The sequence below is a fragment of the Lentzea sp. genome (genome assembly GCF_035525475.1).
Lineage (GTDB): Bacteria > Actinomycetota > Actinomycetes > Mycobacteriales > Pseudonocardiaceae > Lentzea.
Genome location: NZ_DATLEC010000071.1, coordinates 19,155 through 45,152, shown reverse-complemented (window position 1 = coordinate 45,152; position 25,998 = coordinate 19,155). Strand labels below are relative to the sequence as shown.

Below are 25,998 nucleotides of genomic sequence, written 5' to 3'. Positions count from 1 at the left end.
TACGACAACTGCAACAACCAGGGCGTCAACGCCCAGTCCCGCTACACGGCCATGCGCGACGCGCTGGCCGCCACCGGCCGCCCGATCCTGTACAGCCTCTGCAACTGGGGCCAGGACAACGTGTGGACCTGGGGCGCGGGTGTGGGCAACAGCTGGCGCACCACCGGTGACATCGCGCCGAACTACAACAGCATGCTCAACATCTTCCACAGCAACGTCGGCCTCGCGAGCTACGCGGGACCCGGCGGGTGGAACGACCCGGACATGCTCGAGATCGGCAACGGCATGTCCGCCACCGAAGACCGGACCCAGTTCAGCCTGTGGGCGCAGATGGCCGCGCCGTTGATCGCGGGCAACAACATCCCGAACGCCAGTGCCACAACGGTCTCCGTTCTCACCAACACGCGGGTGATCGCGGTGGACCAGGACCCGCTGGGCAGGCAGGGCCGGATGGTGTCCTCGTCCGGTGGCCGCGACGTGCTGGCCAAGCCGCTCGCGAACGGCGACGTGTCGGTCGTGCTCTTCAACGAGGGTTCCTCGGCCGCCACGATCTCGACCACCGCGTCGGCGATCGGCAAGACCGGGGCCGGCAGCTACACCCTGACGGACCTGTGGTCCGGCTCCACCTCCACCACGACGGGCACGATCAGCGCGTCGGTCCCCGCCCACGGCGTGGTCATGTACCGGGTGGCGGGCGGCACGACCGGCGGTGAGGACCCGGTCACCGGTCCGGTGCGCGCGGCCGGTGCCGGCAAGTGCCTCGACGTCCCCACCGCCACTGCCAACACCCAGGCGAGGATCTGGCCGTGCAGTGGCCAGCCGGCCCAGAACTGGACCTACACCACCGGCAACCAGCTCAGCATCAGCGGCGGCACGATGTGTCTGGACGCCTACGACAACCAGACCAGTGCGGGCACGAAGGTGATCCTCTGGTCCTGCAACGGCCAGACGAACCAGCAGTGGCTGCGCAACTCCGACGGCTCGGTCACCGGAGTCCAGTCAGGACTGTGCCTGGACGTGACAGGGGCGTCCACGGCCGACGGCGCACTGGTCCAGTTGTGGACGTGCAACGGCGGCAGCAACCAGCGGTGGACACTGGGACAGCCGTAGCGACGAGTGCGAACCCGTGGAGTGCGAGACCTCCACGGGTTCGCCATCTGACGAGCCATCTCAACGCCACGGGGAAGACCAGCTCGGCCGGCTCGCCGACCAGATCGGCGTGGCGGCCGAGCCGCAGCTCGAGCTCGACGCACTCCTCGATCGCCGTTCGCCTCTGCTCGTCGAGCCGGGCGGCGGCGGCTTCGAGCGTCCTGCCTGCCAGACCGGCCAGGGCGGGTCCGCGCCACAGCCGCAGACCCGTTCTCAGCTCGGCGGCGGCCAAGCCGGTCTCACCGGCGGCAGCGAGCCGGTGCGCCTCGTCCACCTGATCCAGGAAGAGCCGGGCGTCCAGCGTGCCCGTACCCAGCCGGAGCCGGTACCCGCTGCCCTCGGCGGCGAACGACGTCGGTATCTGCTGATTGCGTTCTACGAGCGCGGGTCAGGTCTGAAAACCCACGACGATAGTGCCGAATCACCCATTCGACCGCGTGATTCCCCGGGTGGTGCAGAAAAGTCAGGAAACCGTCAGGGGCGCGGTCGCCCAGTGAGATGTCCGTCCTCAGGCCGGCACGCGGTGGGGCTTCCCCTGGGGTGTGGACACCGGGTCGTGCCGCGGCCGTGCGGGCGCGTCGGCTCTCCTGACCGCCACCCGGCTGCTTTACTATGACACTAGTAAAGCAGCAAAGGGGTTTCCGTGTTCGTCTTCCGGCTCGACACCCACTCCGGCGTGCCGCCGTACCTGCAACTCGTCCAGCAGGTCCGCCAGGCGGTGCTGCTGGGCTTCCTCCAGCCCGGTGACCGCCTCCCGCTCATCCGCGAGGTGGTCGAGGACCTGGCGATCAACCCGAACACCGTCGCCAAGGCGTACCGGCAGATGGAGCAGGAGAACCTGGTCACCGGCCGGCCCGGCCAGGGCACGTTCGTCGATGAACAGCAGTCGGCCGCGATGTCGGCAGCGACGTACACGTCGCTGCACCGCGGCCTGGCGACCTGGTTGCGCCGCGCCTACGCGGCCGGTCTCGACGAGCAGGCGGTCGACGCGCTCTTCACCTCCGTCCACCAGCAGACGAGGAACGAGGGCGTGGCGTGACAGCGACCGAGTTCGCGCTGCGCACCGGCGGTGTGGGCAAGCGGTACCGGAAGGGCTGGGCGCTGCGCGACTGCACCCTGGCCCTGCCGGCGGGCGGCGTGATCGCCCTGGTCGGGCCGAACGGCGCGGGCAAGACCACGCTGCTGCGCCTGGTCGTCGGGTTGCTGGCACCGAGCACCGGCACGGTGGAGGTTCTCGGCCACGACGTCACCGCCAGCACGCCGCACACCCTGTCCAGGATCGGGTTCCTGGCCCAGGATCACCCGCTGTACAAGCGCTTCACCGTCGCCGAGATGCTCCGCTTCGGCCGGGCCTGCAACCTGCGGTTCGACCAGGGGCTGGCCGAACGCCGGCTGGCGAAGCTGGGCATCCCGCTCGACCGCAGGACCGGTGCGCTCTCCGGCGGGCAGCAGGCCCAGGTCGCGCTGGCCCTGGCACTGGCGAAGCGGCCGGACCTGCTCGTCCTCGACGAGCCGGTGGCCAGCCTCGACCCGCTCGCCCGGCACGAGTTCCTGCAGGTGCTCATGGGCGCGGTGGCCGAAGGCGGGGTGACCGTCCTGTTCTCCTCCCACGTCGTGCACGAGCTCGAGCGCGTCTGCGACCACCTGGTCGTGCTCAACCAGGGCAGGGTCACGCTCACCGGTGACATCGACACCCTCCTCGCCGAGCACCGGCTGCTCGTCGGCCCGCGCACGGCCACCGACCTCGACCGGGCCGGCACCGTCGTGGAGGCCGTCCACAGCGACCGGCACACGACCCTGCTGGTGCGCGACGGCGCGATCCCGGCCGCGCCGGGGTGGCAGGCCCAGCCGGTCGCGCTGGAGGACCTGGTGCTGGCGTACCTGCGCCGGCCGTCCGAGCCGAGCGCCGAGATCACGTCGGAGGTGGCGGCATGGCGTGGTTGATCTGGCGCCAGCACCGGACCGAGGTCTGCGTCCTGGGTGTGCTCGTCGGCATGTTCGGCATCGCCCTGCTCGTGCTCGGGACGCAGGCCCACGACCTGTTCCCCGGCGGCCCCGCCCGGTGTGCGGGAGAGGCCGGTGCCAACGAGACCTGCACGGCCTCCTTCCGCCGGCTCGACGAGGGGTACGGGTACGTCGAGAACCTCCTGGCGGCCTTCTACCTGGTCCCCGTCGTCATCGGTGCGTTCCTCGGCGCGCCGCTGCTCGCGCGCGAACTGGAGGACGGCACCTGGCAGCTCGCCTGGACGCAGGCCGTGCCGCGGATGCGCTGGCTGGCGGCCAAGCTCGCGGCACTGGCCGGCGTCACCGTCGCGCTCACCGGGATGTTCACCGCGGTGCTCACCTGGTTCCGCCAGCCGTTCGACGCGTGGGAGGGGCGGTTCCAGTACGACGCCTTCGACCTGGAAGGACTTGTCCCGGTGGCGTACGCCCTGTTCGCGTTCGGCGTCGCCACCGCCGCGGGGGCGGTCCTGCGGCGCAGCCTGCCCGCGTTCGGCGTCGCGTTCGGGGCGTTCCTCGCCGCCCGGATGCCGGTGGCGCTGCTGGCCCGTCCCGCGTACGCCACGCCGCTCACCACCACGGAACCGGTCCCCGTCGGCGGCTCGAAGGGCCAGGCGGGGCCCGCGCCCGGCTTGGCCGACTGGACGATCGAACGCGGCTACGCGGACGCCACCGGGCGCAGGCTGAGCTCGACCGAGTACTACGAGCTGGAGGGCGCCGCCGACCGGGCCGGCACCAACCTCAACCAGTTCCTGCACGCGCGGGGCGTCCAGCGGTTCGGGGTCTACCACCCGGCCGACCGGTTCTGGACGTTCCAGCTCATCGAGGCGGCCCTGTTCATCGCCGTCGCGGCGGTCCTGATCGGTGTGGTCGTGTGGCGGGTGCGGCGCCGTGTGATCTAGCGGGCTTCCCCTGAGGGGGTGGACACCGGGTTGTGCCGCGCGGCCTGTCCTTCGACAGCGATCCGCAGAGCTGTCTCCAGCCATCGCAGCTCGTCGGTGGCGTCCGGTGCGCCCTTCCGTCCCCGCACGCGACTGACGAGGACGCGGTACCGTTCCGCGCCCGCGTCGATCCCCGCTTCCAGGGACGCCAGCACGGCGGTCAGATCGGCGTCCCCGAACATGGCGGAGATCGACTCCGCCGCGGCGGAGTCGCCGGGGCCGATGCCCTTCTCCCTCGCCTGCGCGACGGTGTTGACGACCTGCCGAGCCCACCAGATGGTTCCGCCAGGCGGTGCCTCCTTCCCGGGCGCGGCGGTGTTGAGCGTGAAGAAAGTTCCCAGCCGGGCGCGGAAGTCCGCGTCCTGCACCAGTTCCGCCAGCTCGATCCAGGCGTCCACCTGGTCGGACGTGGGGTCTTCCGGCAGGTCGATGCGGAGGTCGCGCACCCGTTCGCGCAACGCCGGGTCGATGTCGAGGCGGCCGAACACGTCCGCCTTGAAATCGTCGATGATCTGCACGCGTTCGGCCGTGGAAAGCCGTGCCAACCGGTTCATCAGTGCTGTCTCCTCGAGAGTGGATCGACGTTTCGACACGATGGACAGGACAGCCCGCCTCACCTTCAGAGCACGGATCTGCGCATCGATCGCGGCCACGTGCGTCGCGGCGACCTCGGCGACCGTCTCCCCGCGTTCGAGCAGCCGCCGCACGTCGTCGAGCCCGAAACCCAGCTCGCGCAGACTGCGGATGAACTCGACGCGGGCCGCACACGCGGCGTCGTAGAGCCGGTAACCGCCCGCCGAGCGGCCGGCCGGGGTGATGACTCCCTCGTCCGACCAGAAGCGCAAAGTACGTGCTGACAGGCCCGCACGGCGTGCGAGCTGGCCGATGGTGAGCAAGTCCGTGCGTTCGTCCATGGAGGAACCATCGACCTTGCAGCCACTGGAATGTCAACGGTAAAGCGCCCATGTCGTCCCGTCGGACCGTGTTCGGCCACCTCACCGGGGTCAGTTCGGGTCGAGGCGGCGGATCCGGGCGTTGAGGTAGCGCTGTTCGGGCAAGCTCGTCGTGAGCCGGGCGGCCTGACCGTAGGCGTCGACCGCACCCACCAGGTCGCCGGTCATCTCCAGCAGGTGAGCGCGCACGGCGTGGGTGCGGTGGTGCCGCCGCATGGCGGGATCGTCCAGCAACGGTGCGACGAGGACCAGGCCGTCCTCGGGACCGAACGCCATCCCGACCGCGACCGCCTGGTTGAGCGTCACGACCGGGCCGGGTGCCACCCGCGCGAGCATCGCGTAGAGGAGGCAGATCTGCCGCCAGTCGGTCTGCTCCCAGCCGGCGGCTTCCGCGTGCACGGCGGCCACCGCGGCCTGGAGCTGGAACCTGCCGACGTGCCCGCGCGGCAGCACCCGTTCCAGGATGCGCACTCCTTCGGCGATGAGCTCCTGATCCCACCGGGAACGATCCTGTTCGGCCAGGGGCACCAGATCGCCGCCGTCGGTGCGCGCGGCCGTGCGGGCGTGCGTGAGCAGCATCAAGGCCACAGCGCCCGCCACCTCGTCGTGGTCGGGGACCGCCGCGTGCAGCTGCCGGGCGAGACGGATCGCTTCCTCGGCCAAGGTCGAGTCCACCAGCGCGTCCCCGGTGGACCGGGTGTGCCCCTCGGTGAACATGAGGTGGCACACGTCGAGCACCGCGGCGATGCGCGAGGGCAGTTCGGCCTCGGCCGGGAGCTCGAACGCCGCTCCCGTCGCCCGCAAGGCGGACCGCGCCCTGGTGAGGCGTTGGGTCATCGTGCGCTCGGGCACCAGGTACGCGGCGGCGATCTGGGCCGTGCTGAGCCCGGCGACGGCGTGCAGGGTCAAGGCGACCTGGGAGGAGCGGCTCAAGCTCGGGTGGCAGCACAGCAGGAACAACCGCAGGGTGTCATCGGCCTCGTCGTGACGCGCACGGTCGGCCGGAGGTGCGAGGTAGGCGTCGCCGGGCTGGGCCACGGCCACCGCTTCCTCACGCCCCTCACGTGCGCTGTCGGCGCGCACCCGGTCGATCAGCCGCCGGGAGGCGACCCGGATGAGCCACCCGCGCGGGTTGGCCGGCACACCGTCCCGATGCCACTGCCGCGCCGCCGCTTCGGCCGCCTCCTGCGCCGCGTCCTCGCAGTCACCGAGGTCGCCGTACATGCGCAGCAGGGCGGCGAGGACGTGCGGCGACTCGCGCCGCCACACGTCCTCCACCACCTGCGTGCTCACTACTCGCCGCCACCCGGCCACATGGTGGGCCTCAACTCGATCGCATGACCGGGACTGGCGAACTGCACGGCGATCTCCTGGGCGCGGACGTGGCTCTCCACGTCGATCAGGAAGAAGCCGGCCAGGTGCTCCTTGGCCTCCGAGTACGGGCCGTCGGTGACCAGCGGCTTCCCGTCGTCCCACCGGTAGATCCGCGACGACTCGGGCGCTCCCAGCGCCTCACCCGTCAGCAGTTCCCCGTTCTTCCGCAACTCGCCGAGCAGGTCGTCGAACTCGGAGTTCATCCGGTCTCGCTGCTCCTGGGGCAAGGCCTGGTAGTCGGGGAGGTAGTCGGAAGTCGGATGCCCCCACGGCTGCGGGTTGCTGTGGATCATGATCACGTACTTCACCATCGGCTCCTGATCGGCTCGGGACGCGCCCGGACGGCTCATCCTCACCTGAGACGTCGGAGCCGGTCCCGTCAGGTCGACATGCCGCTCGAGGTGAGGTGGTGGAGCAGAGCTGCCCGCCATGCCGACCTGCGTGCACTCCGCAACGGCGCATGACCCCGGTGGCCTGAGGTTTCCCGGCCACCGGGCCGCACTCCCAGGGGAGGTTGAAAGCACCGCGGTCACCGGCTGACACAATGGGCGAATGGCACTGGGTTACGTCTTCGCTGTGCTGGCGACCCTGGCGTCCGGTAGCGGTTCGATCCTGGAGTCCATGGGTGTCCGGCGCGCGGGCGTGTACGGCGGAAGGTCTCTGGATCTCATCGCTCTGCGGCGGCAGTGGCTTTACTTCCTCGGTCTCGGCGTGGACATGCTGGGATTCGCCTTCGCGGCTGCCGCGCTGCACCGGTTGCCGTTGTTCCTCGTGCAGTCGATGCTCGCGTTCAGCGTCGGTGTCACCGCGACGATCAGCGCGTTCATGGGCGCTCACCTCCGTGCGTCGGGATGGGGCGCGCTGGGTGTGGGCGCGGTCGGTCTGGTCCTGCTGGGCGTGTCCGCCGAGCCGGGACCCGCGCAGGCCCTGCCACCGCAGTGGCGCTGGATCCTCGTGGGCATGACGGTTCCGGTGATGGTGATCGCCCTCTACGCCAAACGCCACCACCAGGTCTGGGCGACGGTGGCACTGGCGTTCGGCGCCGGTGTCTCCTACAGCGTCGTCGGCATCTCGGCGCGCACGCTCCATCTCCCGGACACCGCGTGGCGGCTCGTCCTGGACCCGGCGGCCTGGTCCATCGTCCTCAACGGACTCACCGCGGCGGTGGCGTTCGCGATGGCGCTGCAGAAGGCCGGCCCGACCGGGGTCACCGCGATCATGTTCACCACCAACACGGCGCTCTCGTCGTTCGTCGGACTGGTCTACCTCGACGACCGAGTCCGCGACGGGTACGTGACCGCCGCGGCCGCCGGGTTCGTCCTGGCGATCGCCGGAGCGATCGCAGTCGCCCACTACTCGGCCGACACTCGGCAGAAAGACCACCCGGTGACGCCGGCCAGCGTGCGGGCGTGAGGCGTCCTTGAGCGGGGCTGCTGCACGACCTTTCCCTAGAGCGAACTGGTCGACGCGCTCCCGGACCGACTGATCGCCGAGCTTCGAGCCGTGTTCGGCATCCCACAGCGCGCCTGACGCACTGTGACGATCCTTCGCCCCTTTTCCGTGTCTTTCACCGCATTCGTCCGAATATTCGCCCACGTCAACCGTCAAGAGCGCTGAATCACTTCACGCCAATGGCGGGCGAGTGGCGCGACGACCTTCCTTACGTTGGGTAGCGGAACCCCGAGGTTCCATTCTTCGCACCCTGCAAGCGAGGAGAACCCATGTTCAGGAAAGTCGTCCTGTCCGTCGCGCTCGCCGCGGCCACGACCGTCGCCGCACCCCTGACCGGCCAGGCGTCGGCCAGTGAAGCCCCGATCACCGCGGCGGCGGTCAACGTCTACTACGACACCAGCAGCGCACCCACGTTCGCGAGCGCCATCCGGCAGGGCGCAGCGAACTGGAACGCGCGGGTGAGCAACGTGAAGCTGGTGGAGAACCGCAGCGCGGCCACCCTGCGCTACCGCGAGGGCAATGACTCGCGCGGTTCGTACGCCTCCACCAACGGCCACGGCAGCGGCACCATCTTCATCGACTACACGCAAGCACGGCAGTACTACGTCACCCGTATCACCGCCCACGAGACCGGGCACGCCCTCGGCCTGCCCGACCACTACAGCGGCCCGTGCTCGGAGCTGATGTCGGGCGGCGGTCCGGGCACGTCGTGCACCGTCGCCTCGCCGAACGCCACCGAGGCGGCCAGGGTGAACTCCCTGTGGGCCAACGGGTTCGCCGGCACCTACGAGTGGAAGGTGATCTACGAGCAGATTCCCGTCCACTCCTGAGCGCGCACGACCGGCGAGGCCTGGGTCTCCTGTGGACCCAGGCCTCGCCGGTCCGGGAACTGCGGGCCCGACGTGCTCACCATCCTCGTCGGGATCAACGACGTCGGTGACGAGCGTTCGACGGAGGAGTTCGCCGCGACCTACGCCTGCCTGCTCGCACCACTGGCCGGCACGTCGCTGATCCTCGTCGAGCCGTTCTCGCTGCCGGTCAGCGCGGTGATCGAGACCCACCGCGGACTGATCGGCGACGCGGACCGCGAGCAGTGGCGTGCGGACCTGGACCTGAAGATCGGTGGTGCGCATGCTCGCCCGTGAGCACGGCGCCGCGTTGCTGCCCGCCGACCGCATGTTCGCCGACCTGTCTCTCCGGAAGAGCCCCGAGTAATGATCCGAAGACGGCGTGCACCCCAACGCCGCTGGTCACAGTGCCCTCGCGGAGGCCTGGCTGGACCTCGTCGCCTGACCAGCACCCTCTGGGGTGCCATGGACCACCCAGGAGGCCGCAACCTCCTTGTGAGCCTCGGCGATCAGTCCAGCGGCTTTCGATTCGCTCTGCGCAGCAGTTGGCACGCGGCCACCGCGAGGCAGAGGGCCCGGGACGTGCCCGAGTTCGTGATCGAGCACGACGCCGAGTACGACTCCAGCCTGAAGCCGGGGGAACAAGCTCGTCGCGGTGGTCGCCCCCGACGACCACCGCGACTCCGAACTGGACTACCGGGGAACGCCGGGATGCCCTGTGCGGAAGGCCGATGATCGGGGTGGCGTCTGGTCAGTGCGTGCGCTGGTATTCCTCCCAAGTCTGGATCGGGATCCGGGGGCCGTCGTCGGGGCGGTGGTTGGCGAGGCCGTTGAGGCCGAGGTAGTAGTCACCGACCTGGTTCTGGGCTTGGGTGGCCTGGTCGGTGTCGTTGATCGCCACGGCGTGGATGTGCCACGGCCAGTCGCCCTGGGCCGGGCTGCGGACCCAGGCGGCGAAGCCGACCTGGCGCAGCGCACGGGCGACGGCGGTGCGGGTGTCGGCGGACATGCCGTCGACGTTGATGTCCACGACGCCGCCGCCGTCGTGGGTGCCGGCGGAGGTCGGGTCGCCGCCGGGGTTGTAGGAGCCCTGCGACAGCACGAGGCGACGCCCCAGCAGGCGTTCGGCCTCGGTGAGCATCGTCTGGGTGCGGGTGTCGACGACGTACCCGTCACGCCCGACCTTCGGGCCTGGTTTGATCACGTGGGAGACGGTGAACCGGCTCTGCCCGAGCGTGGCCAGCGAACTCGCGCCGGGCAGCCCGTTCGCGGCCAGTCCGGTGTATCCGAGTGAGCGCTGGTAGGCCGCGTACGCCGTGATGGTCGTGGTTCCGAAGTAGCCGTCGACCCAGCGGGCGTCGAGCAGGTTGCGTGCCTGCAGTGCCCGCTCGACGGCCAGCACGGAGTCCTTGGCGCCCGGGGTCAGTGTGTCGTCGGCGCGCCGGGGATCGATCTGGGCGGCCAGGACGGTGGCTTCCATGTTGACGACGGGCAGCGCGGCTGCGGTGTCGGCCGGGGACGGCGGCGCCTGGAGGGCTGCGGCTGAGGCCTGTGTCGCGCTCAACGTCAGGCAGCCCAGGACGGCGAAGGTCGCCAGCGCCGTGGTGGCGCCTCGGGGCTTCATCTCTGTCTTCATGCGGCGTTTCTTTCCGTTCGGTCGAAGCCCGGCCACGGCTGTGGCTGTTGTGGACATGGTTGTTCTGTTCGTTCTGGCAGTGGGGACGGCGCGAGCGCAGTGCCTCTGGGACCAGGCTCGGACATGGCGCTGACAAAGCTCTGACACGGCGATGAGCAGAGGCGGGTCCTTCTGCCGGCAAGAGGCGACGGGCCCCAGCGACGCCTGCGGATACCGTCCGCGGGCGGCTCGGCCCCGAGCGCCCGCAGGAACCTGCCGAGCACCTCGTGCGCTGTGGGGGTGGCTCTCAGGTCCGCGTACAGCTGCCCGTCGGGGAACTCGGCCGCCATCCGGTGCGCGACCGTGAGCGCCAGCACGGACTTCACCCCACTGGTTCGAGCCGGTCCGGCAACGGAGCGCGGTGAGGATCATGCGCCACCACGGCCGCGCCAGCGGATCGACCACGTCGCGTCCGTCAGCAGGGAGGGCTGTACGGGACGTCCGGGACGTGCCTGCTCCATTCGTCCTCGGTGAGGCGCGGTCCCGCCGAACCGCACGCCTCGGCGACGGCGGCGCCGAGATCCGCGTTCAGCAGGCGCATGGTGGGGTCGAACATGGTCCACACCAGGGTCCGGCCGTCCGGGCTGAACGTGATGTCGGCGACGGCGATGGCGGCTCCGGTCAGCGTGGCGATCTCGGTGACGTGCCGGAGATCGCGGACGTCCCACAGGCGCACCGTGCGGTCGTCGCTGCCGGACGCGAGCGTGTGACCGTCCGGGCTGAACTCGACGCTGCCGACGACGTCCTCGTGCCCGGTGAGGGAGGGGTACTCGGAGGGGGTGGCAGGGTCGGAGACGTTCCACAGCCGCACCGGTCTGTCGTTGCCGCTGCCGGCGGCGAGCGTGTGCCCGTCCGGGCTGAAGGTCAGGTCGAACACGTCGATCCTGGTGCCGGACAAGGGCATGAGCTCGGCTCCGTCGCGCCACAGGCGCACGCTGTGGTCGTCGCCACCGGTGGCGAGCGTCCTGCCGTCGGGGCTGAACGCCACCGCCCGCACCGCGTCCGCGTGGCCGCGCAGCGTCGTGGCGAGGACGGGGGTGCGTGGATCGCCGACGTTCCACATCTGCACCTGTCCTGTGCCGGAGCCGGTCACGACGGTCCGGCCGTCCCGGCTGAAGGCGACCGCGCGCACGGACCCCAGGCCGGTGACCTCCGCGAGCTGTCCCCGGTCGGACCAGAGCCGCAGGGTTCCGTCGTCACCGCCCGACGCGAGGACCTTCCCGTCCGGGCTGTACGACAGGACGCGCACGGCACCGGTGTGGCCGGTGAGGGTGGTGAGGCGGACCGGTGCGCGCCGGTCGCCGACGTTCCACAGGTGGATCATGTGGTCGCGGCCCGCCGTGGCCAGCGTGCCGCCGCTGCTGAACGTCGCCGCGTAGACCTCCTCGTCGTGGGCCTTCACGACGGTCGCCAGCGTGCTCAGCACCCCGTCGCGCGTCCTGCGGGTCGAGGAGAGGTGGTGTGCGGTCAGGGCGAGCTGCAGTCCGACGGACGGGTTCGTGCGATGCTCCACGACCGCCTCGGACGCGAGGTTCTGGGCGATCGCGCTGTTGCGTTGCGTCGTGATGTCGTTGCGCGCCCGCACCGCGTAGATCGTTGTCGCCGCCAAGACGACCAGCAGCGCCGCGAGCACCGCGACCAGGTAGCTGAGGCGTGTGGTGCGGCGTCGTGCCAGCACGTGCTCCTCGGCTTCGGCATCGGTGCCGGCCTCGACGAACGCCCGTTCGCGAGCGGTGAGCGCCTGGGACCTGGACGCCCATTCGCGGGCGGTCGCCAGCCGGGCTCCCCGGTACAGCGCGCTGCGGTCGCGGCCGAGTTGCTCCCACACGTCCGTGGCGTGCGTGAGGTCCCGGTGGACGCGTTGGCCGTCGCGGTCGCTGCTGAGCCATTCCCGGAACCGGGGCCACGTGCGGATCAACGCCTCGTGGGTGATCTCGACGCTGTCCTTGTCGCGCACGAGGAGCCGTGCCGCGGTGCACCTGTCCAGCACCACCGCGGTGTCCTGGTCGTCGTCGAGTTCGGCGGGGGAGATGCGGCGTTTGGTGTCCTCGGTGCTCTCACCCAGCACGGCGAGGCGCCGGAAGATGTCCCGCGCCCTGCCCTGCTGGCGTTCGCCCAACGAGCCGTACACGGCTTCGGCCGTCTTCGCGAGCGCGCCCTCGATGCCGCCGACGGCCTGGAACCCGGCGAGCGTGAGCCGGTTCCCGCTGCGCCGGCGCCACGTCTCCAGCAACGCGTGCGACAGCAACGGCAGAACACCCGCCTGGCCGTGGGCGTGCGCGATGAGCGTGGCCGTCAGGTTGCTCTCGACCGTGCAGTTCGCCTTCGTCGCGGGCAACGTGATCGCCTGGCGCAGTTCCTCGGCCGTCATCGGGCCGACGGTGAACTGGGAGTCCTGCAGCGCCGCCGCCAGCTCGGGAATCATGCAGCAGTGCGTGTAGAAGTCCGACCGCACGCCGATCACCGTCCGGCGACGGAGCAGTTCGGCGATGAACCGCGTCCGCTCGTCCGCGCTCTGGCAGAGGGTGAAGACCTCTTCGAACTGGTCGACGACGATCACCGTCCCGGGGTCGGACGGAAGCTCGGGCAGCATTCGCGACGGATGTTCACCCGGTGTCCGGAGTAGGTGCGCCGGCAATCTCGGGAGGAGCCCCGCGCGGATCAGCGACGACTTCCCCGATCCGGACGGGCCGAACACGGCGACGAACTCCTGCCGTTGCACGCGGTCGACGAGATCGTCGACGAGGCGTTCCCTGCCGAAGAACCGGAACGCGTCCTCAGCGCGATAAACGGACAGTCCGACATAGGGAGCCTGGTCGTCATCTTCCGGTTCGGCGACAACGGTCGCGTTGAGTTCGGTCGCGAGAGAATGCCAGCGCCGCTCCCACAGTCCGGCATCGCCGTCGCACGCGCGCACGTAGGCGAGCGTGACCTCCAGACTGGGAAACCTGCGTCCGGCCGCGGCGTCGGCGAGCGTCGTGGAGGAGTAACCGGCGCGCCCGCTGAGCTCGCGATAGGACGGACCGCCCGCGTTCTGGCGCAAACGCCGCAGGTCAACGGCGAATTCGACGAGAGCGGTCCCGTCGAGTTCCAGCGGTCGCTCCGGTCGTGGCACCTGATGTCTCTCCTCGGATTCGCGTTGTCCGGTGCGCCGCTCTCCGGCGCCGGACAACACAACCACGCTATACACACCACGGATCCGGTTTCGATGGCCGTCAATTGGGGGTGTCATCGACGCCGGACAGGGCAATGCGGCCCGCAGGATCCGGAGGCGAAACCCTCGACTGGGGGGAGGGTTTCGCCTCCCTTCCGGATACCGGAAGGCGATCGGGTCACCGGGCGTGCCGCGTCCGGTCTTCTGTTCCGAAAGCCTGGTCAAAGGAAATCCCGGAAGTGCCCACGAAGGATTTCGACGACGCCGAGGTGAGACTGGGAAGTCGATTCCACAGGCTCTTCGGCGCCACGCTGGTGTCGTCCATAGGCACCGGTATGCACGCCGCCGCGTTGCCGTTGCTGGCCCTGCAGGCCACCCGCAGTCCGCTGGCGTTGAGCGCTGTCGTCATGGCGGCCGAGACTCCCTGGGTGCTGCTCTCGCTGCACGCCGGTGTCGTGGTGGACCGGCTGGACCGCCGGCGGGTGATGGTGTGGGCCGACCTCGCCCGGTTCGCCGTCCTGGCCGGTCTCGCGGCGCTGGTCCTGACCGGGCGCGTGAACCTGGTGTGGCTGGTGGTCGCGGCGTTCCTGCTGGGGGTCGGCCAGGTCTTCTTCGACATCGCAGCCCAGTCGGCCATCCCGGAATTCGTGTCGCGTGATCCGCGCAAACTGGCCACGGCGAACGGGCGGATCGTCGCGGCGGAGAGCAACGGCGAGGACTTCGTGGGGCCCCCGGCCGGTTCCGCTCTGTTCGGCGTGTGGAACTTCCTGCCGTTCGCCGGCAACGCCCTCTCGTTCGCCGCGAGCGGCCTGCTGATCCTCTCCATCAAGACGGACGCCAAGCCGGAGAGGGCGTCCGAAGCGCCGCGTGAGAGCGTGCGGAGTGAGATCGTCGAGGGCGTCCGGTGGTTGTTCGGGAACCGGACCCTGCGGGCGCTGGCCACGGTCTCCTGCCTCGGCAACGTGGCCGCCACCGCCCAGTTCGCGATGCTGGCGCTGCTGGCGGAGGAGGTCCTCGGACTTCCGGACTTCGGTTTCGGCCTGCTGCTGACGGCCACCGCGGTCGGTGCGACGGCCGGGGGACTGACCGCCGCGGCCGCCGGCAGGCGGTTCGGTCCCGGCACGGTGATGCTCGTGGGCAAGACCGGCGTGGGCGCGGCCATCCTGGTCCTGGGACTCGTCGCGAACTCGTGGGTGGCGGCCGCGATGATGGCGGTGACCGGTGCGTTGATGACCGCGGAGAAAGTCGTTGTGAGCACATTGCGCCAGCAGATGGTGCCCGACGAACTCCTGGGCAGGGTGCTTTCTTCGAGCAGGCTGGTGGTGATGATCGGAGGCCCGGTCGGAGCGGCACTCGGCGGCGTCCTCGCGACCGTCTTCGCCGTCCAGGTCTCGTACGTCGCCGCCGGTGTGTTCCTGATCCTGGTGGCATTGGCCTTCTACCCCTTGCTGAACAACCGCGCCCTGGCGAGCGCCACGGAACGATCGGCCGGATGAGCGCGATCGGAAATCCACAGTGGACTAACCGAGGGCCTCCCGTGGGAGGGAAACCGGTAGTCCGTCTCAACTGGACCGGGGGCTGTGGAAGCGCTTTCACCTTTCTGCGATCATGTTGCGCCATGGATCGTTACGAACAGTTCCGCAGTGCGGCGATCGATCGAGGCATTCCCGAGGACGAGGTCGGCAGGTTCGCCGAGCACCTCCGGTTCGCGGTCTGGGCGTGGCCGACCAAGGACGGGGAGGAAGCCGTCGGCCACATGGGCGGTCTTCCCCGCTTACCGGTGGGCGTGGACTGGCCGGGTGGCGAGTCGCCGTTGCCGTTCATCGGTTCCGTCGACTGCGCGGCCTTGCCGCTGGCCGAGGGACTCGGTCTGCCGGCGGACGGATCGCTGTTGTTCTTCCTGCACCACGAGGAGGACATGGACGAACATCCCTCTCCCGCCTACTCGCGGGTCCTGTACGTTCCCGCGGGCACGGAGACGGAGGTGGCGGCACCGCCGCCCGACCACGACTCCAGGACGTTCTTCTGCGAGGACATCCCGTTCCTCATCCCCGAACACCGCATCACCGCGCGGGTGCGGCCGGAGCTGCCGGACTGGATCGAGGACCGCAACGCTCAGTTCCAGGCGGAAAGCGTGAAGCAGCTGGTCGACGAGCTCAAGCACATCGACCAGCTGCGTGAGGTCGTCGGCGAGCTCTGGCCGGAGAACGGCAACCGTTACCGCAGCACGCTCCAGATCGGCGGGTACTGCCGCAACAAGGGCAGTTCGGACGACCCGCACTCGCAGATGTCCTTCGACAGCATCCAGAGCCGGCGGGCGGCGGGCTCGGACCTGCCGATCGACGAGCGGCTGCGCCTGCAGCGCGAGGAGGAGCACCAGCTGGTCCGGGAATGGCTGCCGCTCGCCCAGTTCCCCACGCAGAGCGAGGTCTACTACGGGTGCTTCCTGCTCCGCGCCGAAGACCTGGCCGCGAAGCGCTTCGACCAGATGCGCTCCTACACGATGTTCACCGAGTAGGCCCGGACGGCTGGGTCGCGTTTCCCGCCGGAGTCGTTCCCCCGGTCGGCAGGTGCAGACGACAGCATCACCGGCTACGCGGGTGTGAGCAACAGAAGGTCAGCCGACGGCGCACCGTTCGCACGTGGAGTCGGGGGAGGCCAGGTGCGCGCGAGCGTGGGCCTGGTCGGTGAGGGGCTCCGGGTACTGCGTCAGCGCCTGCTCCCAGAGCCGGCGGGCCTCGGCCGGATTGCCGTGGCGCAGCGCGATGTGCGCCTGGCCCTCGGCGGCACGGGCGATCTCCAGGGTGAGGTTGTGGCCGGTGGCCAGGCTCTCGGCACGCTTGTGCAGGTTGGCGGCCATCTCGATGTCGCCCAACGCCAGGTACGTCTCGCCCAGGCAGTTGAGCGCGTCGCACTCGACGTCGGCGACCCCCGCCGCCGCGCCGACGTCGAGGGCCAGCCGGCCCAGTTCGATCGCTGCCGGGAGGTCGCCCTGGCGGCGGTGCACGGCGGCCAGCCAGGCCAGTGCCCATCCCTCCCCGAACCGGTAGCCGATCTCCCGGCTCAGGGTCAGCGCCTGCGTAGATGGGACCGGGCCCGCGGGGAGCGGTGAAAACGACCGTGCAGCCGGCCGATGTTGGCCAGCGACAGCGCCTCGCCCTGCCGGAAGCCGGTGGCCCGGTTGATGGTGAGCGCTCGCTCGAACCGGTCCAGGGCCTCGGGATGTTCGCCCAGATCCGCCGCGACGAACCCGAGGTTGTTGATCAGGACGCCGCCGTCGCGCTGACTTCCCAGCGCCTCCGCCAGGTCGTGGGCCGTCCGGAAGCACTCCCGTGCCTCGCGGTACCGGGCGATCCGCAGACGCACGCGCCTCAGCTGGCGGCGACGGGTCTGGGCATCTCAGTGGTGCCGGTCAGCGCCATCCCCGCGGGCTTCGCCGGCGCGGTCCGCCCCTTCGACCCCCGGTGGAAACGCCGCCTGGTCGCCCTCACCACCAACCCCCAGGACCCGCTCACCGCACAGCTGATCAGCGACCTGCGCGACGGAGGTCTGCGCAACCCGGCGACGTCGCGGACCAGCTCGCTTCGGCCAGATCGACTCTGCACGCGACAAGCGCCTGTACGCGCTGGTATTCCTGAAGCACGACACCGAATACCTGCACATCACCGGCGTCACCGCGCATCCGGCACGCGACTGGACTGTGCGGCGAGAGCGCTTCCGTGCGCGAGCTCAGCAGACCGTAACGATCTACAGCCGGTGATCGAGGAACTGGCGTGAAGGCGTTGTTCGTGCGGCTCTACCGATTCACCCGTGTGCGCGGGCTGATCGTGCTGTTCGCCGGCCTGACAGCCGGGCTCACCTTGCTCGCCATGGGCGGGTTGGAGAAGCTCAGCGGCGCGGGCGGCGTGCTCGGTATGGCGCTGAGCGCACTCGTGATGATCGTCGTGGGTGCCGCCAGGTACCCGCGGTCCGCGGGTACGCCGTCGCACGAGCAGGTCGTGTTCGGGTTGCTGCGGGCCAAGAAGAAGTACTGCCTCATCCTGCGGCCGTTCGGGCAGGACGCCGAGATCGTGCTTCCGAAGACGGGGGCCAAACGCCGTACCGGCGGTGGACCCTTCATCCGCAACCTGACCATGGAGCAGCTCGTCACCCGCGCCGCGCGCACGGTGCTCGACATGGACACCTACGGCATCGTCGACCAGCGCACCACGTTCGCCCCACCGGGACCGATCCTGATGCGCGCCGCCGACGACGTGTGGCAGGAGGTCGCCCAGCGCCTCATCAGCCGTGCGCACGTCATCGTGCTGATCCTGCCGCCGGACCGGGACTTCGGCGACGGTTTCGTCTGGGAGATCGAGCAGATCCGGCAGGCCGGGGTGACGTCGCGCGTCGTCATCGTGCTGCCGCCGTGCGATCAGGACCCGGAGGCGTACGAGGCGGCATTGCGACGCGCGTGTGTGTTGCTGGCGTTGCTGGACGGCGAACTCGACCACTTCAAGGTCCACGAATACGAGCTGATGCTGCCCAGTGGCACTCTGGTCATCCGGTCGACCGCCGACGGAGCGAAGTGGTGGCAGACCCGCGACGAGCCCGCGGGGCGCACGATGCTCGGCCGCAAGCGCAAGACCGTGGTGGCCGACGTGACCTATCTCGAAGTGCTCGAGGTGGCGTTGCGGGAGATCGACCACGAGCAGTCGTGACCCGCAAGGGGAGGCCGTGTTGGTGCCCGGGAACAGATAGCGGTCCAAGCATTGTCATCTGGCCTGAGCACTACGAAAGACTGCGTGCACAAGGCAGGCACGACGACAAGGTGCCGCCTGTCCCTGTGCATGCCGAAAAGTACGCCTTCAGCCGTCATCGGTCACATCGAGGTGGCATCGCACGTACTCGGATCTGACCACGCGGATCGCAGAGCCAGGGGCCAAGCCCCGATGCCTCCGGTCGGTCCTCGGCAAAGCGGGCCACCGCGCCACGTCCACTGTGGACGCAACGCGGTGCTTCGCAGTGCAACGTCATCCCGCCGAAGCACGCCCCAGGTCGCCCGTGACCGGTAGTGGTCCTGCGCAGCCCGTCCGGTAGTGGACCTGCCGGCTCACCGGAGCTGACCCGACGCTGGGTCGATGCGTACACCGATCCACCGGGAGTCGGCCCGACGGCTCACTCCCAGACCTGGTGAGGACGAGGGATGAGCGAGAAAGACGTGCCGGAGCAGGACGGCAGCAGCAAGCCCGTCAGCCGCCGCCGGTTCCTGTACCTGACGGGTGCGGGCGGCCTGGTGCTGGCGGTCGCGAGGTCGGGCGGGACGTCGCCCGGTGACGTGACCGCGGACATCGCGCTGACCGCCACCGCCACCCGGACACTGCACCTGCGGCGCCGGGAGGACGCGCTGAACCTGCGGATCGACCTGTTCAACGCCGACCTGGTGCAGACCGCCTCCGGTTCGGAACTACGCAAGGTCGGCGCGGGCAGCGCGTTCATGGTGGTGCACTTCCCGCCACAGGCCGTGCGGGAGCGGATGCTGACCACACCGCTGGGAACGAGCGACCTGCCCCTGCCCACCAGGGTCTCGGGGCCAAGCCGGCTGGCGTTCGACATCACCGCGGCCCTGCCGATGGCCACGACGCTCGACGCGCTGCTGGCGTGGACCGCGTTCACCCCCAGACTGGCCGCGACCGCCACCACCACGCAGACCGCGTCCGCGCTCGTGGCACCGATCGACACGGAGACGGCCCTGGAGCTGCCGTGGCGGGTGCTGTTGTCGCCCAACGAGAACGAGGGCTGGAAGCACTCCGCCGCGCCGGTGACGCGCAACGGGTGGACCGAGCTGTGGCACACCCGGCTGGGTGCCAGGACCGGTGCCGGTGTCGACGACGGGCCGCACGCCCGCGAGATGAGGGCGATCTGGCTCGCCGACCCGCAGATGGCGTCGTGGGTGCGCACCCCGGCATCCGTGCCCGACAGCGACGACGTTCCGCACGTGCTGACGCCGAAGCAGCGGTTCGCCGTCGTCCGGTTGTCGGCCGACCCGACGCTGCGCACCGGGCTCGACCCGTCGCTGCCCAAGCCGGTCGAGGTGACCGGGTTGACGTTGAGCAGCCTCGGCGCGAGCTTCGAGGCCGAGGGCCGGTGGAGCTACCCGTCCACGAGCTCGTTGCAGCTCAGGGGCTGGCAGCACCGCGCCACCCTGGGCCGCGACCACCTGGTGCGCACGGAGAACGCGGGATTCCTGTTCCCCCACGGCCACCGGGCATCGCTGGTCGAGGTCGCCGAACGCCGGATCGCCCGCCGCCCCAACCCGGACGGCACCCCCGGTCCGTGGTACGCCTATGTGCACCGCACCCAGCACATCGTGGTGCAGCAACCGATGCGCACCTATTGGGCCGACACCACGCTTCCGAGGAAAGGGCGCGAGCTGCCGTTCGCCTCGGTCCGGGTGCTCACCCGCATCACCCCACCGCTGGCCACTCCGCAGGACTTCGCCGGCGGCCGGGTCACCACCGCGTTCGTGCCGAAGGCCGCCACGGCACCGGAGATCCCGTTCGCCTTCCACCTGCGCGGCACCGACCACGACGGGCACGAGACCGACTTCACCGTGCCGGTGGTGTTCGTGCCGGACTCGACGGTGACCGCACCGAACGCCGGTGATCTGCTCACCGCGATCCACACCGCGTACAACACCCGCACCACCACCGACGCGATCGCCGTGCGCACCCTCGACATCGGCGGCCACAAGGTGGCGCTGGCACCTCGTGGCACGTACCCGGAAGGCAGCACCTCGGCCAACGTGGACCGGATCGTGCTCAACTCCGGGCCCCTGTCGGCGACGGGCGGCCTGGCACCGTTCCACCCCCGCGCCGAACGGGTGGTTCTGCGGCTGCCCGAGGTCTCCGCGGTGACCGGCAACCCGGTGCCCGCGACGGCGTTCGAGTTCGCCCAGCCCTACCTGGACGGGGGGATCAACGGCACGAACAACGGCGGCGGGGTCTTCCTGGCCCTGCACTCGGCCGCGCCGCCGCTGCCGCTCGCGGTCTCTCCCGCCAGCACCGGCGGCCTGGTCACCCCCGGCGGCGACGTCCAGGCGATCTCGGCCAAGAACGGCCCGGTCACCATCAGACCGATCAACGCGGCCGACGAGCTCTACGACCCGGCGCAGATGTTCGGAGACGGCGGCAAGGCCCGGTTCCTCGGCGGCATCCCGCTCAAGGACCTGCTGGCCGGGCCCAAGGGCAACCCGCAGAAGGCCAACCCCGAGACCGCGCCGAAGATGGGCCACCGCCGGATCCCCGAGCTCGGCGTCGACGAGTGGTCGATCTACTGGAAGCCCGAGGTGAAGGCCCAGCTGGGGTTCGAGCCGGGGCCGAACAACCTCTACCCGCTCACCCTGAGCACCGTCTACGTCAGCCCGTACAAGGGTGACGCCGAGTCGAGCACCCGCGTCAACGCCGAGATGCTCGACTTCTCCCTGCACCTGCTCGGCAAGGGCGGGCCGAGCCACTGGATCAGCCTGCACTTCGGCCACCTCCGCTACGCCTCCGGCAGCGGCATGAAGACGAACGTGGACTGCGACCTGCGGAAGGTCGACTTCCAGAAGGCCCTCAAGTGGGTGCAGGACATCGCCGAGAAGTTCTCGTTCCTGGGCGGCAAGCTGGAGATCACCGCGAGCACGGCGGGCGTCAGGGCCGGGTTGCGGTTCCAGCTGCCGGAGATCCCGCTGGGCCCGATGGCCATCAGCGAGGCCGCGGTCCACACCGCCGTGGAGATCCCGTTCGACGGCAGCCCGGTGCGGCTGAACTTCGCGCTGAACAGCCGTGAGCGGCCTTTCCAGCTGCGCATCTTCGGGTTCAACGGCGGCGGTTACGTGGGCCTGGCACTGGGCGCCGACGGGATGGAACGCCTGGAGATCGGCTTCGTCTTCGGCGCGGGCCTGTCGTTGAACGTGGGCATCGGCTCCGGCGTCGTCGAGGCGGCCGGCGGCATCTGCTACCTGCTGGAGAAGGTGAAGGTCGTCGAGAACGGCACCGAGGTGGTGCGCCAGCAGGTCGGCTTCGCCGCGTTCCTGCGGATCCGCGGGGCGCTCAAGCTCTTCGGCCTGTGCACCGTGTCGGTCGAGTTCTACATGTGCCTGACCTACCTGGAGAAGACCGACGGCAGCTCGGTGCTCTTCGGTGAGGCCTCCGTGACGGTGTCCTTCGAGTTGTTCTTCTTCAGCGAGACGCGCACCTTCCGCACCCAGCGCGAGTTCGCCAAGACCCCACCGCCCTCGGCGAGCCGCTCCAGCCGCCTGGCCCTGGCCGCCGCGCCGGCCGTGCCCGCTCACCCCTTCGGCGCCGCCTTCACCCAGCAGGACTGGGCGGGCTACTGCGCCGCGTTCGCACCAGTGGGAGCCTGATCATGAGCAGTCAGACCATCACCTGGACCGTGCTGCCCAACGGGGTCACCCCCGGCCTGGACCGGGTCTTCTTCTCCGTGCACGTCGCACCGCGGCTGCTGACCGCGCCCAACCCGTCCGGCACGCTGAACGACTTCAAGGACTGGCAGGACTGGCCGGCCAAGGTCTCCGCCGCGACGTTCTGGCTGGAGTTCCCCGACATCCCCGACACCAACGGCAAACCCGTGCGCGTCGCGACCAGACGCGTGTCCACCCCGGTGAGCAAGCACTGGAAGGCCCTGTTCTCCCTCACCTCGCACGTCGAGGGCCACGCGCTGCCCAGGCTCACCCGCCGGCGCCTGCGCTCCTACCCGGCCCGGCACGTGCGCGACTTCCTCCACCAGCGCTACGGCCGGTTCGGCGCGCGGTACCCGGAACAGTTCCCGCCGCTCGACGACCTGGTCGCGGCCGACGCGTTCGGACCCGTCGGGTTCGAGTTCGACAGCGACCGGACCGGTCCCGGCCTGCAGCGCAAGGATCGGCTGCGCGGCGAGCTGGAGAAGCTGTTCACCCTCGACCCGCAGGACCCGGCCAGGTGGGCGGTGCCGTTCCGGCCGGGCGACGCCTCGACCTCCGACGGCATCGCGACGTCGTTCCTGCAGGCCGAACGGTTCCACCGCAGGCGGGAGCAGCCCCCGGCCGGTGATCCGCCGAAGCTGGACCCGCCGAAGCTGGACTTCCACCAGGTCGTCTCGCTGACCCGCGAGCACGACCACCTCCAGCGGCTGCTGGGCCTGGTGCTCGACTTCGAGTCGGCCGACCCCGCACTGCTGGCCCTGGTGCGGGGAAACGTCCGGGACACCAAGGTCCGCGTGGTCACCGACCTCAAGCCGGCGCTGGGCACCGACGCCGAGGTGCACGTGCGGCCCACGATGCGGTGCCAGGTGGGCAAGGGTGCGAAGGGCCACGTGTTCACCGCGGTCCCGGACACCGACAGCGACCAGCGCGACCGGATGCTGCTCGTGGGCGACACCGACCGGTTCGCCGTCGTGCAGGTCGACCCGGACAACGCGGCGCTGGCCGTGCGCCAGTTCGCCGACACCGTGACCCGTGCGCGGTACGAACAGGGTGGGCGGGTGGTCAAGCGCAGCGCGTCCACCCCGGACACGCAGGCCCTGCCGTCCTTGCACACCGCCGGGTTCTCGGTCGGCAGGCTGTCGCGGGCCTCCCGGCTCGCGCACAAGGCCGACCGGAACCAGAAGAACAACGACGCGGCGTTCACGGCGGCCGGCGCGAAGATCACCGACGACATCGCCCTCAACGCCGATGACGTGGTGCGCGGGTACCGGTGGGACGTGCGCGACGACACCACCGGCAAGTGGTTCTCCCTGATGTGGCGCGACGGTGCCTATGTGTTCGTGCGCTCCTCGGGCGAGGAGGTCGCGGTGCTGGAGGAGACGGCGGCGCAGACCGCGCCGACGACCTCCGGCGCTCCCGGTGACGAGGACCTGTACGTCCAGGAGTCGCTGGTGCACTGGGCGGGCTGGAGCCTGGCCGTCGGCCGCCCCGGCAAGGGGCTGGCGCAGGACAACGGCCTCGCCGACAACGACGGGCCGCTCGACGACGACTTCCCGTTCCGCACCAGGTTCGGCGCCCGTGCGCTGCCGCGGCTGCGGTTCGGGCGCCGGTACCGGTTGCGGGCGCGGGTGGTGGACATCGCGGGCAACTCGGTGACCGCCGAGCAGGCCGACGCGATGACCGACCCGGCGGTGAGCACCGCGGTGGAGACCTTCCGCCGGTTCGAACCCGTGCCTGCCCCCGAGGTGCTGCTGCGCTCGGTGCCGGGCGAGGGCGAGTCGCTGGAGGTGGCGGTGTTGCGCGGCAACACCGGCAGCGACACCGCGGTGGGCACGGCCGACCGGCACGTGCTGCCGCCCCGCACCACGGTCCAGGTCGCCGAACAGCACGGGATGCTCGACCGGGCCGCCACGGGCAGGCCGATGGACGCCGTCGCGTACGCCGACCTGGCCGCCCGCGACGCGGCCGTGCTGGAACAGCACGCCTCGGCGCGCACCCTGCCCGCACCCGCGGACGACCACTGGTACTACGACACCGACCAGCTCCCCGTTCCCTACCTGCCGGAACCGCTCGCCAGGCGCGTCCTGGTGCGCGGGCTGCCCGGCGGAACCACCTCCACCACGATCGTCGCCGCCGACCCGGCGACCTGGCCGGCGGCCAAGGGCTTCCGCATCCGCCTCCAGCAGGGCACGGCCGGCTGGTCCTGGAACGGGACGGACCGCGTGCTGACCGTGCGGCTCATGCCGGGGGACAGCTACCAGCTCCAGCTCTCCGCCCAGTTCGACTCGGCCGACCTCGACCTGATGGCGCTGTGGCCGCTGGTCGAGCAGGGCGCCGCCGAGTGGAACGCAGCCCACCCGGCCGACCAGGTGAACGTCACCGCACTGCGGCAGTCGGTCGTCGGAGGCCGGCACTGGATGTTCACGCCCGCCAGGACGCTGACCCTGACGCACGCCGTCCGCACACCGCTCGCCGTGCCGGACGTCAGCGCGGTCACCGTCCGGCGGCCGGTCGAGGGCCGTGTCGGTTCCACCCACGCGGTGATCGGCTCGTCCATGACCGTCAGCCGCAAGAGCAGCGGCAGCGTGGAGTTCGCCGGCCGCTGGCACATGCCGGTGGACGACGGGGTGACCGAGCCGGTGGTCGACCGCGAGTTCAAGGCCGCCCCGATCACCGTGCCGCTGGACCGGGCACACGGACCGGCACCGACGACGGAGGCGGTGGAGTTCCAGGCACGGCACGAGTTCGGTGACACCAAGCACCGCCACGTGCGGTACGAGGTGCGGGCCGTCACCCGCTTCAGCGAGTTCTTCCGGGAACGCAGGGAGGTCTCGTTCACCGGCGCGCAGCACAGCCTCGGCGTGCCGATCGACCCCTCCCACCTGGTCGTGGTCGACAAGGAGACCCAGCAGCAGTACCACCCCGGCCTGCTGGGCAGCGCCCCGAACGTGGCGTCCGGCGACTACGTGATCACGAACGCCTCCACCGGGACGTTCGCGCGCACCACCGGCGGCAGGCTCATCTCGCCCCGCACGCTGGAGGTGTCGTTCGTCCGCCCGGACACGCGCACCGCGGCGGCGATCATCGAACAGGACGTCCCCAGCACGGCCCGTCCCGCGGCACCCAGGATTCGCCAGGTCGTGCCGATCTTCCGCTGGGAGAACCCGGCACCCGGCCGGAGCGTGCGGCGCGGCGGCGGGCTGCGGGTGTACCTGGAGCGGCCGTGGTTCTCCAGCGGCGCGGGGGAGCGGCTCGCCGTCCTGCTGTGGCCCGACGAGGTCGACGACGTGCCGGAGCACATGCGGGGCGTGGTGACCGCATGGGGCGCCGACGCGGCGATGCACTCGACGGTGGTGCCCGACGACGTGACCACGAGCTCGTTCCCGCAGGCCGCCATCTACGGCACGGGCATGGCGGTGCCGGAGTTCCCGGCCGCGGAGCTGAAGTTCGCCGCCTACGACGTGGCCTACGACTCGGCCCGCGGGCTGTGGTTCAGCGACATCCGCATCACGCGAACCGGCGACGACCCGCTGCAGGGCTACTTCCCGTTCGTGCGGCTGGCGCTGGCCCGCTTCCAGCAGAACTCCGTGGCGGGCTGCCACCTGTCCGCGGTGGCGACCGCCGACTTCACGCAGCTCGCGCCGGACCGCTCGGTCGTCGTGACCGGCAGCGGCTCCACCAGGACCGTCCAGGTGACCGGCCCCGGTCCGCTGCTCACCGACTCCGGCCGGCGCAACGAGGTGCGGGTGACCGTGGAGCGGCAGCTCGACGGCGTGACCGACCCGGTGCTGCGCTGGCAGCCGGTGGGTGGCGGCTTCAGCACCACGATCTCCACCCCGACCGACGCCGACGGCATCCAGACCTGGTTCGGCACGGTGTCGCTGCCCACCGGGGCGGGGGCGCTGCGGCTGGCCGTCGAGGAGTTCGAGGTGCACCGCGACGGCAACGGCGGTACCGCCGCCACCCGCCTGGTCCACACCGACACCGTCCCGCTGGCCTGAGAGG

At 70.5% G+C, this 25,998-nt stretch carries 19 protein-coding genes and 1 pseudogene; 12 read left to right on the top strand and 8 right to left on the bottom strand.

Annotated features, from left to right (window positions below):
• Positions 1-1,110, top strand: a 1,110-nt coding sequence (locus VM306_RS12800) for a ricin-type beta-trefoil lectin domain protein (protein WP_325514520.1), incomplete at its 5' end; no start/stop codon positions are given.
• An 88-nt stretch (positions 1,111-1,198) separates the two neighbouring features.
• Here the strand turns inward: VM306_RS12800 and VM306_RS41360 are convergent.
• Positions 1,199-1,450 (bottom strand): annotated as a pseudogene (locus VM306_RS41360) (BTAD domain-containing putative transcriptional regulator); the annotation flags it as partial.
• Positions 1,451-1,792: 342 nt separating this feature from the next.
• On the opposite strand from VM306_RS41360, the gene VM306_RS12795 reads away from it, so the two are divergent.
• Genes VM306_RS12795 through VM306_RS12785 form a run of 3 tightly spaced genes read left to right on the top strand, consistent with a single transcriptional unit; the run spans position 1,793 to position 4,052 of the window.
• Positions 1,793-2,188 carry a GntR family transcriptional regulator gene (locus VM306_RS12795; protein WP_325514518.1) on the top strand — a complete coding sequence of 132 codons (396 nt, stop codon included), beginning with the start codon at positions 1,793-1,795 and terminating at the stop codon, positions 2,186-2,188.
• Positions 2,185-3,093 (top strand): ABC transporter ATP-binding protein, encoded by a 909-nt coding sequence (locus VM306_RS12790; RefSeq protein WP_325514516.1) that lies wholly within the window; start codon positions 2,185-2,187, stop codon positions 3,091-3,093. The genes VM306_RS12795 and VM306_RS12790 overlap by 4 nt, the downstream gene beginning before the upstream one ends.
• The gene (locus VM306_RS12785; protein ID WP_325514514.1) at positions 3,081-4,052 is read left to right on the top strand and encodes an ABC transporter permease subunit; all 972 of its coding nucleotides are present in this window, start codon (positions 3,081-3,083) and stop codon (positions 4,050-4,052) included. The genes VM306_RS12790 and VM306_RS12785 overlap by 13 nt, the downstream gene beginning before the upstream one ends.
• Here the strand turns inward: VM306_RS12785 and VM306_RS12780 are convergent.
• From VM306_RS12780 to VM306_RS12770, 3 genes are all read right to left on the bottom strand, one after another.
• Positions 4,049-5,005 carry a MerR family transcriptional regulator gene (locus VM306_RS12780; protein ID WP_325514511.1) on the bottom strand — a complete coding sequence of 319 codons (957 nt, stop codon included), beginning with the start codon at positions 5,003-5,005 and terminating at the stop codon, positions 4,049-4,051. The genes VM306_RS12785 and VM306_RS12780 overlap by 4 nt on opposite strands.
• Positions 5,006-5,095: 90 nt before the next feature.
• On the bottom strand, positions 5,096-6,337 hold the full coding sequence (locus tag VM306_RS12775) for an RNA polymerase sigma factor (RefSeq protein ID WP_325514509.1): 1,242 nt from the start codon (positions 6,335-6,337) through the stop codon (positions 5,096-5,098).
• Positions 6,337-6,726, bottom strand: coding sequence for a YciI family protein (locus VM306_RS12770; protein ID WP_325514507.1), 390 nt, complete (start codon positions 6,724-6,726; stop codon positions 6,337-6,339). Before VM306_RS12770 ends, VM306_RS12775 begins: the two co-directional genes overlap by 1 nt.
• Before the next feature lie 244 nt (positions 6,727-6,970).
• Here VM306_RS12770 and VM306_RS12765 point away from each other — a divergent pair, with 244 nt between their 5' ends.
• The 3 genes from VM306_RS12765 to VM306_RS12755 all read left to right on the top strand — a co-directional run bounded on the left by VM306_RS12765 (position 6,971) and on the right by VM306_RS12755 (position 9,015).
• Entirely contained in the window at positions 6,971-7,831 is an 861-nt protein-coding gene (locus VM306_RS12765) for a hypothetical protein (RefSeq protein WP_325514505.1), read from the top strand.
• Between the two features lie 308 nt (positions 7,832-8,139).
• Positions 8,140-8,700 (top strand): snapalysin family zinc-dependent metalloprotease, encoded by a 561-nt coding sequence (locus tag VM306_RS12760; RefSeq protein WP_325514502.1) that lies wholly within the window; start codon positions 8,140-8,142, stop codon positions 8,698-8,700.
• Between the two features lie 72 nt (positions 8,701-8,772).
• Entirely contained in the window at positions 8,773-9,015 is a 243-nt protein-coding gene (locus VM306_RS12755; RefSeq protein WP_325514499.1) for a hypothetical protein, read from the top strand.
• Positions 9,016-9,469: 454 nt separating this feature from the next.
• Here VM306_RS12755 and VM306_RS12750 read toward each other — a convergent pair whose 3' ends face one another.
• Together VM306_RS12750 and VM306_RS12745 are read right to left on the bottom strand one after the other, a co-directional pair.
• The gene (locus VM306_RS12750; protein WP_325514495.1) at positions 9,470-10,354 is read right to left on the bottom strand and encodes a peptidoglycan-binding protein; all 885 of its coding nucleotides are present in this window, start codon (positions 10,352-10,354) and stop codon (positions 9,470-9,472) included.
• Positions 10,355-10,808: 454 nt separating this feature from the next.
• Positions 10,809-13,508 (bottom strand): helix-turn-helix domain-containing protein, encoded by a 2,700-nt coding sequence (locus VM306_RS12745; protein ID WP_325514493.1) that lies wholly within the window; start codon positions 13,506-13,508, stop codon positions 10,809-10,811.
• Positions 13,509-13,786: 278 nt separating this feature from the next.
• Between VM306_RS12745 and VM306_RS12740 the strand changes: the two genes are divergently transcribed.
• Both VM306_RS12740 and VM306_RS12735 read left to right on the top strand, forming a co-directional pair.
• Positions 13,787-15,043 carry an MFS transporter gene (locus tag VM306_RS12740; protein ID WP_325514490.1) on the top strand — a complete coding sequence of 419 codons (1,257 nt, stop codon included), beginning with the start codon at positions 13,787-13,789 and terminating at the stop codon, positions 15,041-15,043.
• 122 nt (positions 15,044-15,165) lie between these two features.
• Positions 15,166-16,065, top strand: a complete 900-nt coding sequence (locus VM306_RS12735) for a DUF1963 domain-containing protein (RefSeq protein WP_325514488.1) — start codon at positions 15,166-15,168, stop codon at positions 16,063-16,065.
• A 99-nt stretch (positions 16,066-16,164) separates the two neighbouring features.
• Here the strand turns inward: VM306_RS12735 and VM306_RS12730 are convergent, their stop codons facing one another.
• Both VM306_RS12730 and VM306_RS12725 read right to left on the bottom strand, forming a co-directional pair.
• Positions 16,165-16,563: a tetratricopeptide repeat protein gene (locus tag VM306_RS12730; RefSeq protein WP_422655550.1), complete on the bottom strand. Its 399-nt coding sequence runs from the start codon at positions 16,561-16,563 to the stop codon at positions 16,165-16,167.
• Positions 16,564-16,616: 53 nt separating this feature from the next.
• Positions 16,617-16,913: a tetratricopeptide repeat protein gene (locus tag VM306_RS12725; protein WP_325514486.1), complete on the bottom strand. Its 297-nt coding sequence runs from the start codon at positions 16,911-16,913 to the stop codon at positions 16,617-16,619.
• Between the two features lie 407 nt (positions 16,914-17,320).
• On the opposite strand from VM306_RS12725, the gene VM306_RS12720 reads away from it, so the two are divergent.
• From VM306_RS12720 to VM306_RS12710, 3 genes are all read left to right on the top strand, one after another.
• The gene (locus tag VM306_RS12720; RefSeq protein ID WP_325514484.1) at positions 17,321-18,247 is read left to right on the top strand and encodes a hypothetical protein; all 927 of its coding nucleotides are present in this window, start codon (positions 17,321-17,323) and stop codon (positions 18,245-18,247) included.
• Positions 18,248-18,732: 485 nt separating this feature from the next.
• On the top strand, positions 18,733-21,936 hold the full coding sequence (locus VM306_RS12715; protein ID WP_325514482.1) for a hypothetical protein: 3,204 nt from the start codon (positions 18,733-18,735) through the stop codon (positions 21,934-21,936).
• A 2-nt stretch (positions 21,937-21,938) separates the two neighbouring features.
• A complete protein-coding gene (locus VM306_RS12710) occupies positions 21,939-25,994 on the top strand; it encodes a hypothetical protein (protein ID WP_325514480.1) in 4,056 nt (1,351 codons plus the stop codon).
• Positions 25,995-25,998 lie beyond the last annotated feature (4 nt).

Coding starts and splice junctions, on each gene's coding strand:
- VM306_RS12715 (WP_325514482.1), top strand. CDS start 18,733: ATGAGCGAGAAAGACGTGCCGGAGCAGGACGGCAGCAGCAAGCCCGTC.
- VM306_RS12765 (WP_325514505.1), top strand. CDS start 6,971: ATGGCACTGGGTTACGTCTTCGCTGTGCTGGCGACCCTGGCGTCCGGT.
- VM306_RS12750 (WP_325514495.1), bottom strand. CDS start 10,354: ATGAAGACAGAGATGAAGCCCCGAGGCGCCACCACGGCGCTGGCGACC.
- VM306_RS12735 (WP_325514488.1), top strand. CDS start 15,166: ATGGATCGTTACGAACAGTTCCGCAGTGCGGCGATCGATCGAGGCATT.
- VM306_RS12760 (WP_325514502.1), top strand. CDS start 8,140: ATGTTCAGGAAAGTCGTCCTGTCCGTCGCGCTCGCCGCGGCCACGACC.
- VM306_RS12710 (WP_325514480.1), top strand. CDS start 21,939: ATGAGCAGTCAGACCATCACCTGGACCGTGCTGCCCAACGGGGTCACC.
- VM306_RS12780 (WP_325514511.1), bottom strand. CDS start 5,005: ATGGACGAACGCACGGACTTGCTCACCATCGGCCAGCTCGCACGCCGT.
- VM306_RS12785 (WP_325514514.1), top strand. CDS start 3,081: ATGGCGTGGTTGATCTGGCGCCAGCACCGGACCGAGGTCTGCGTCCTG.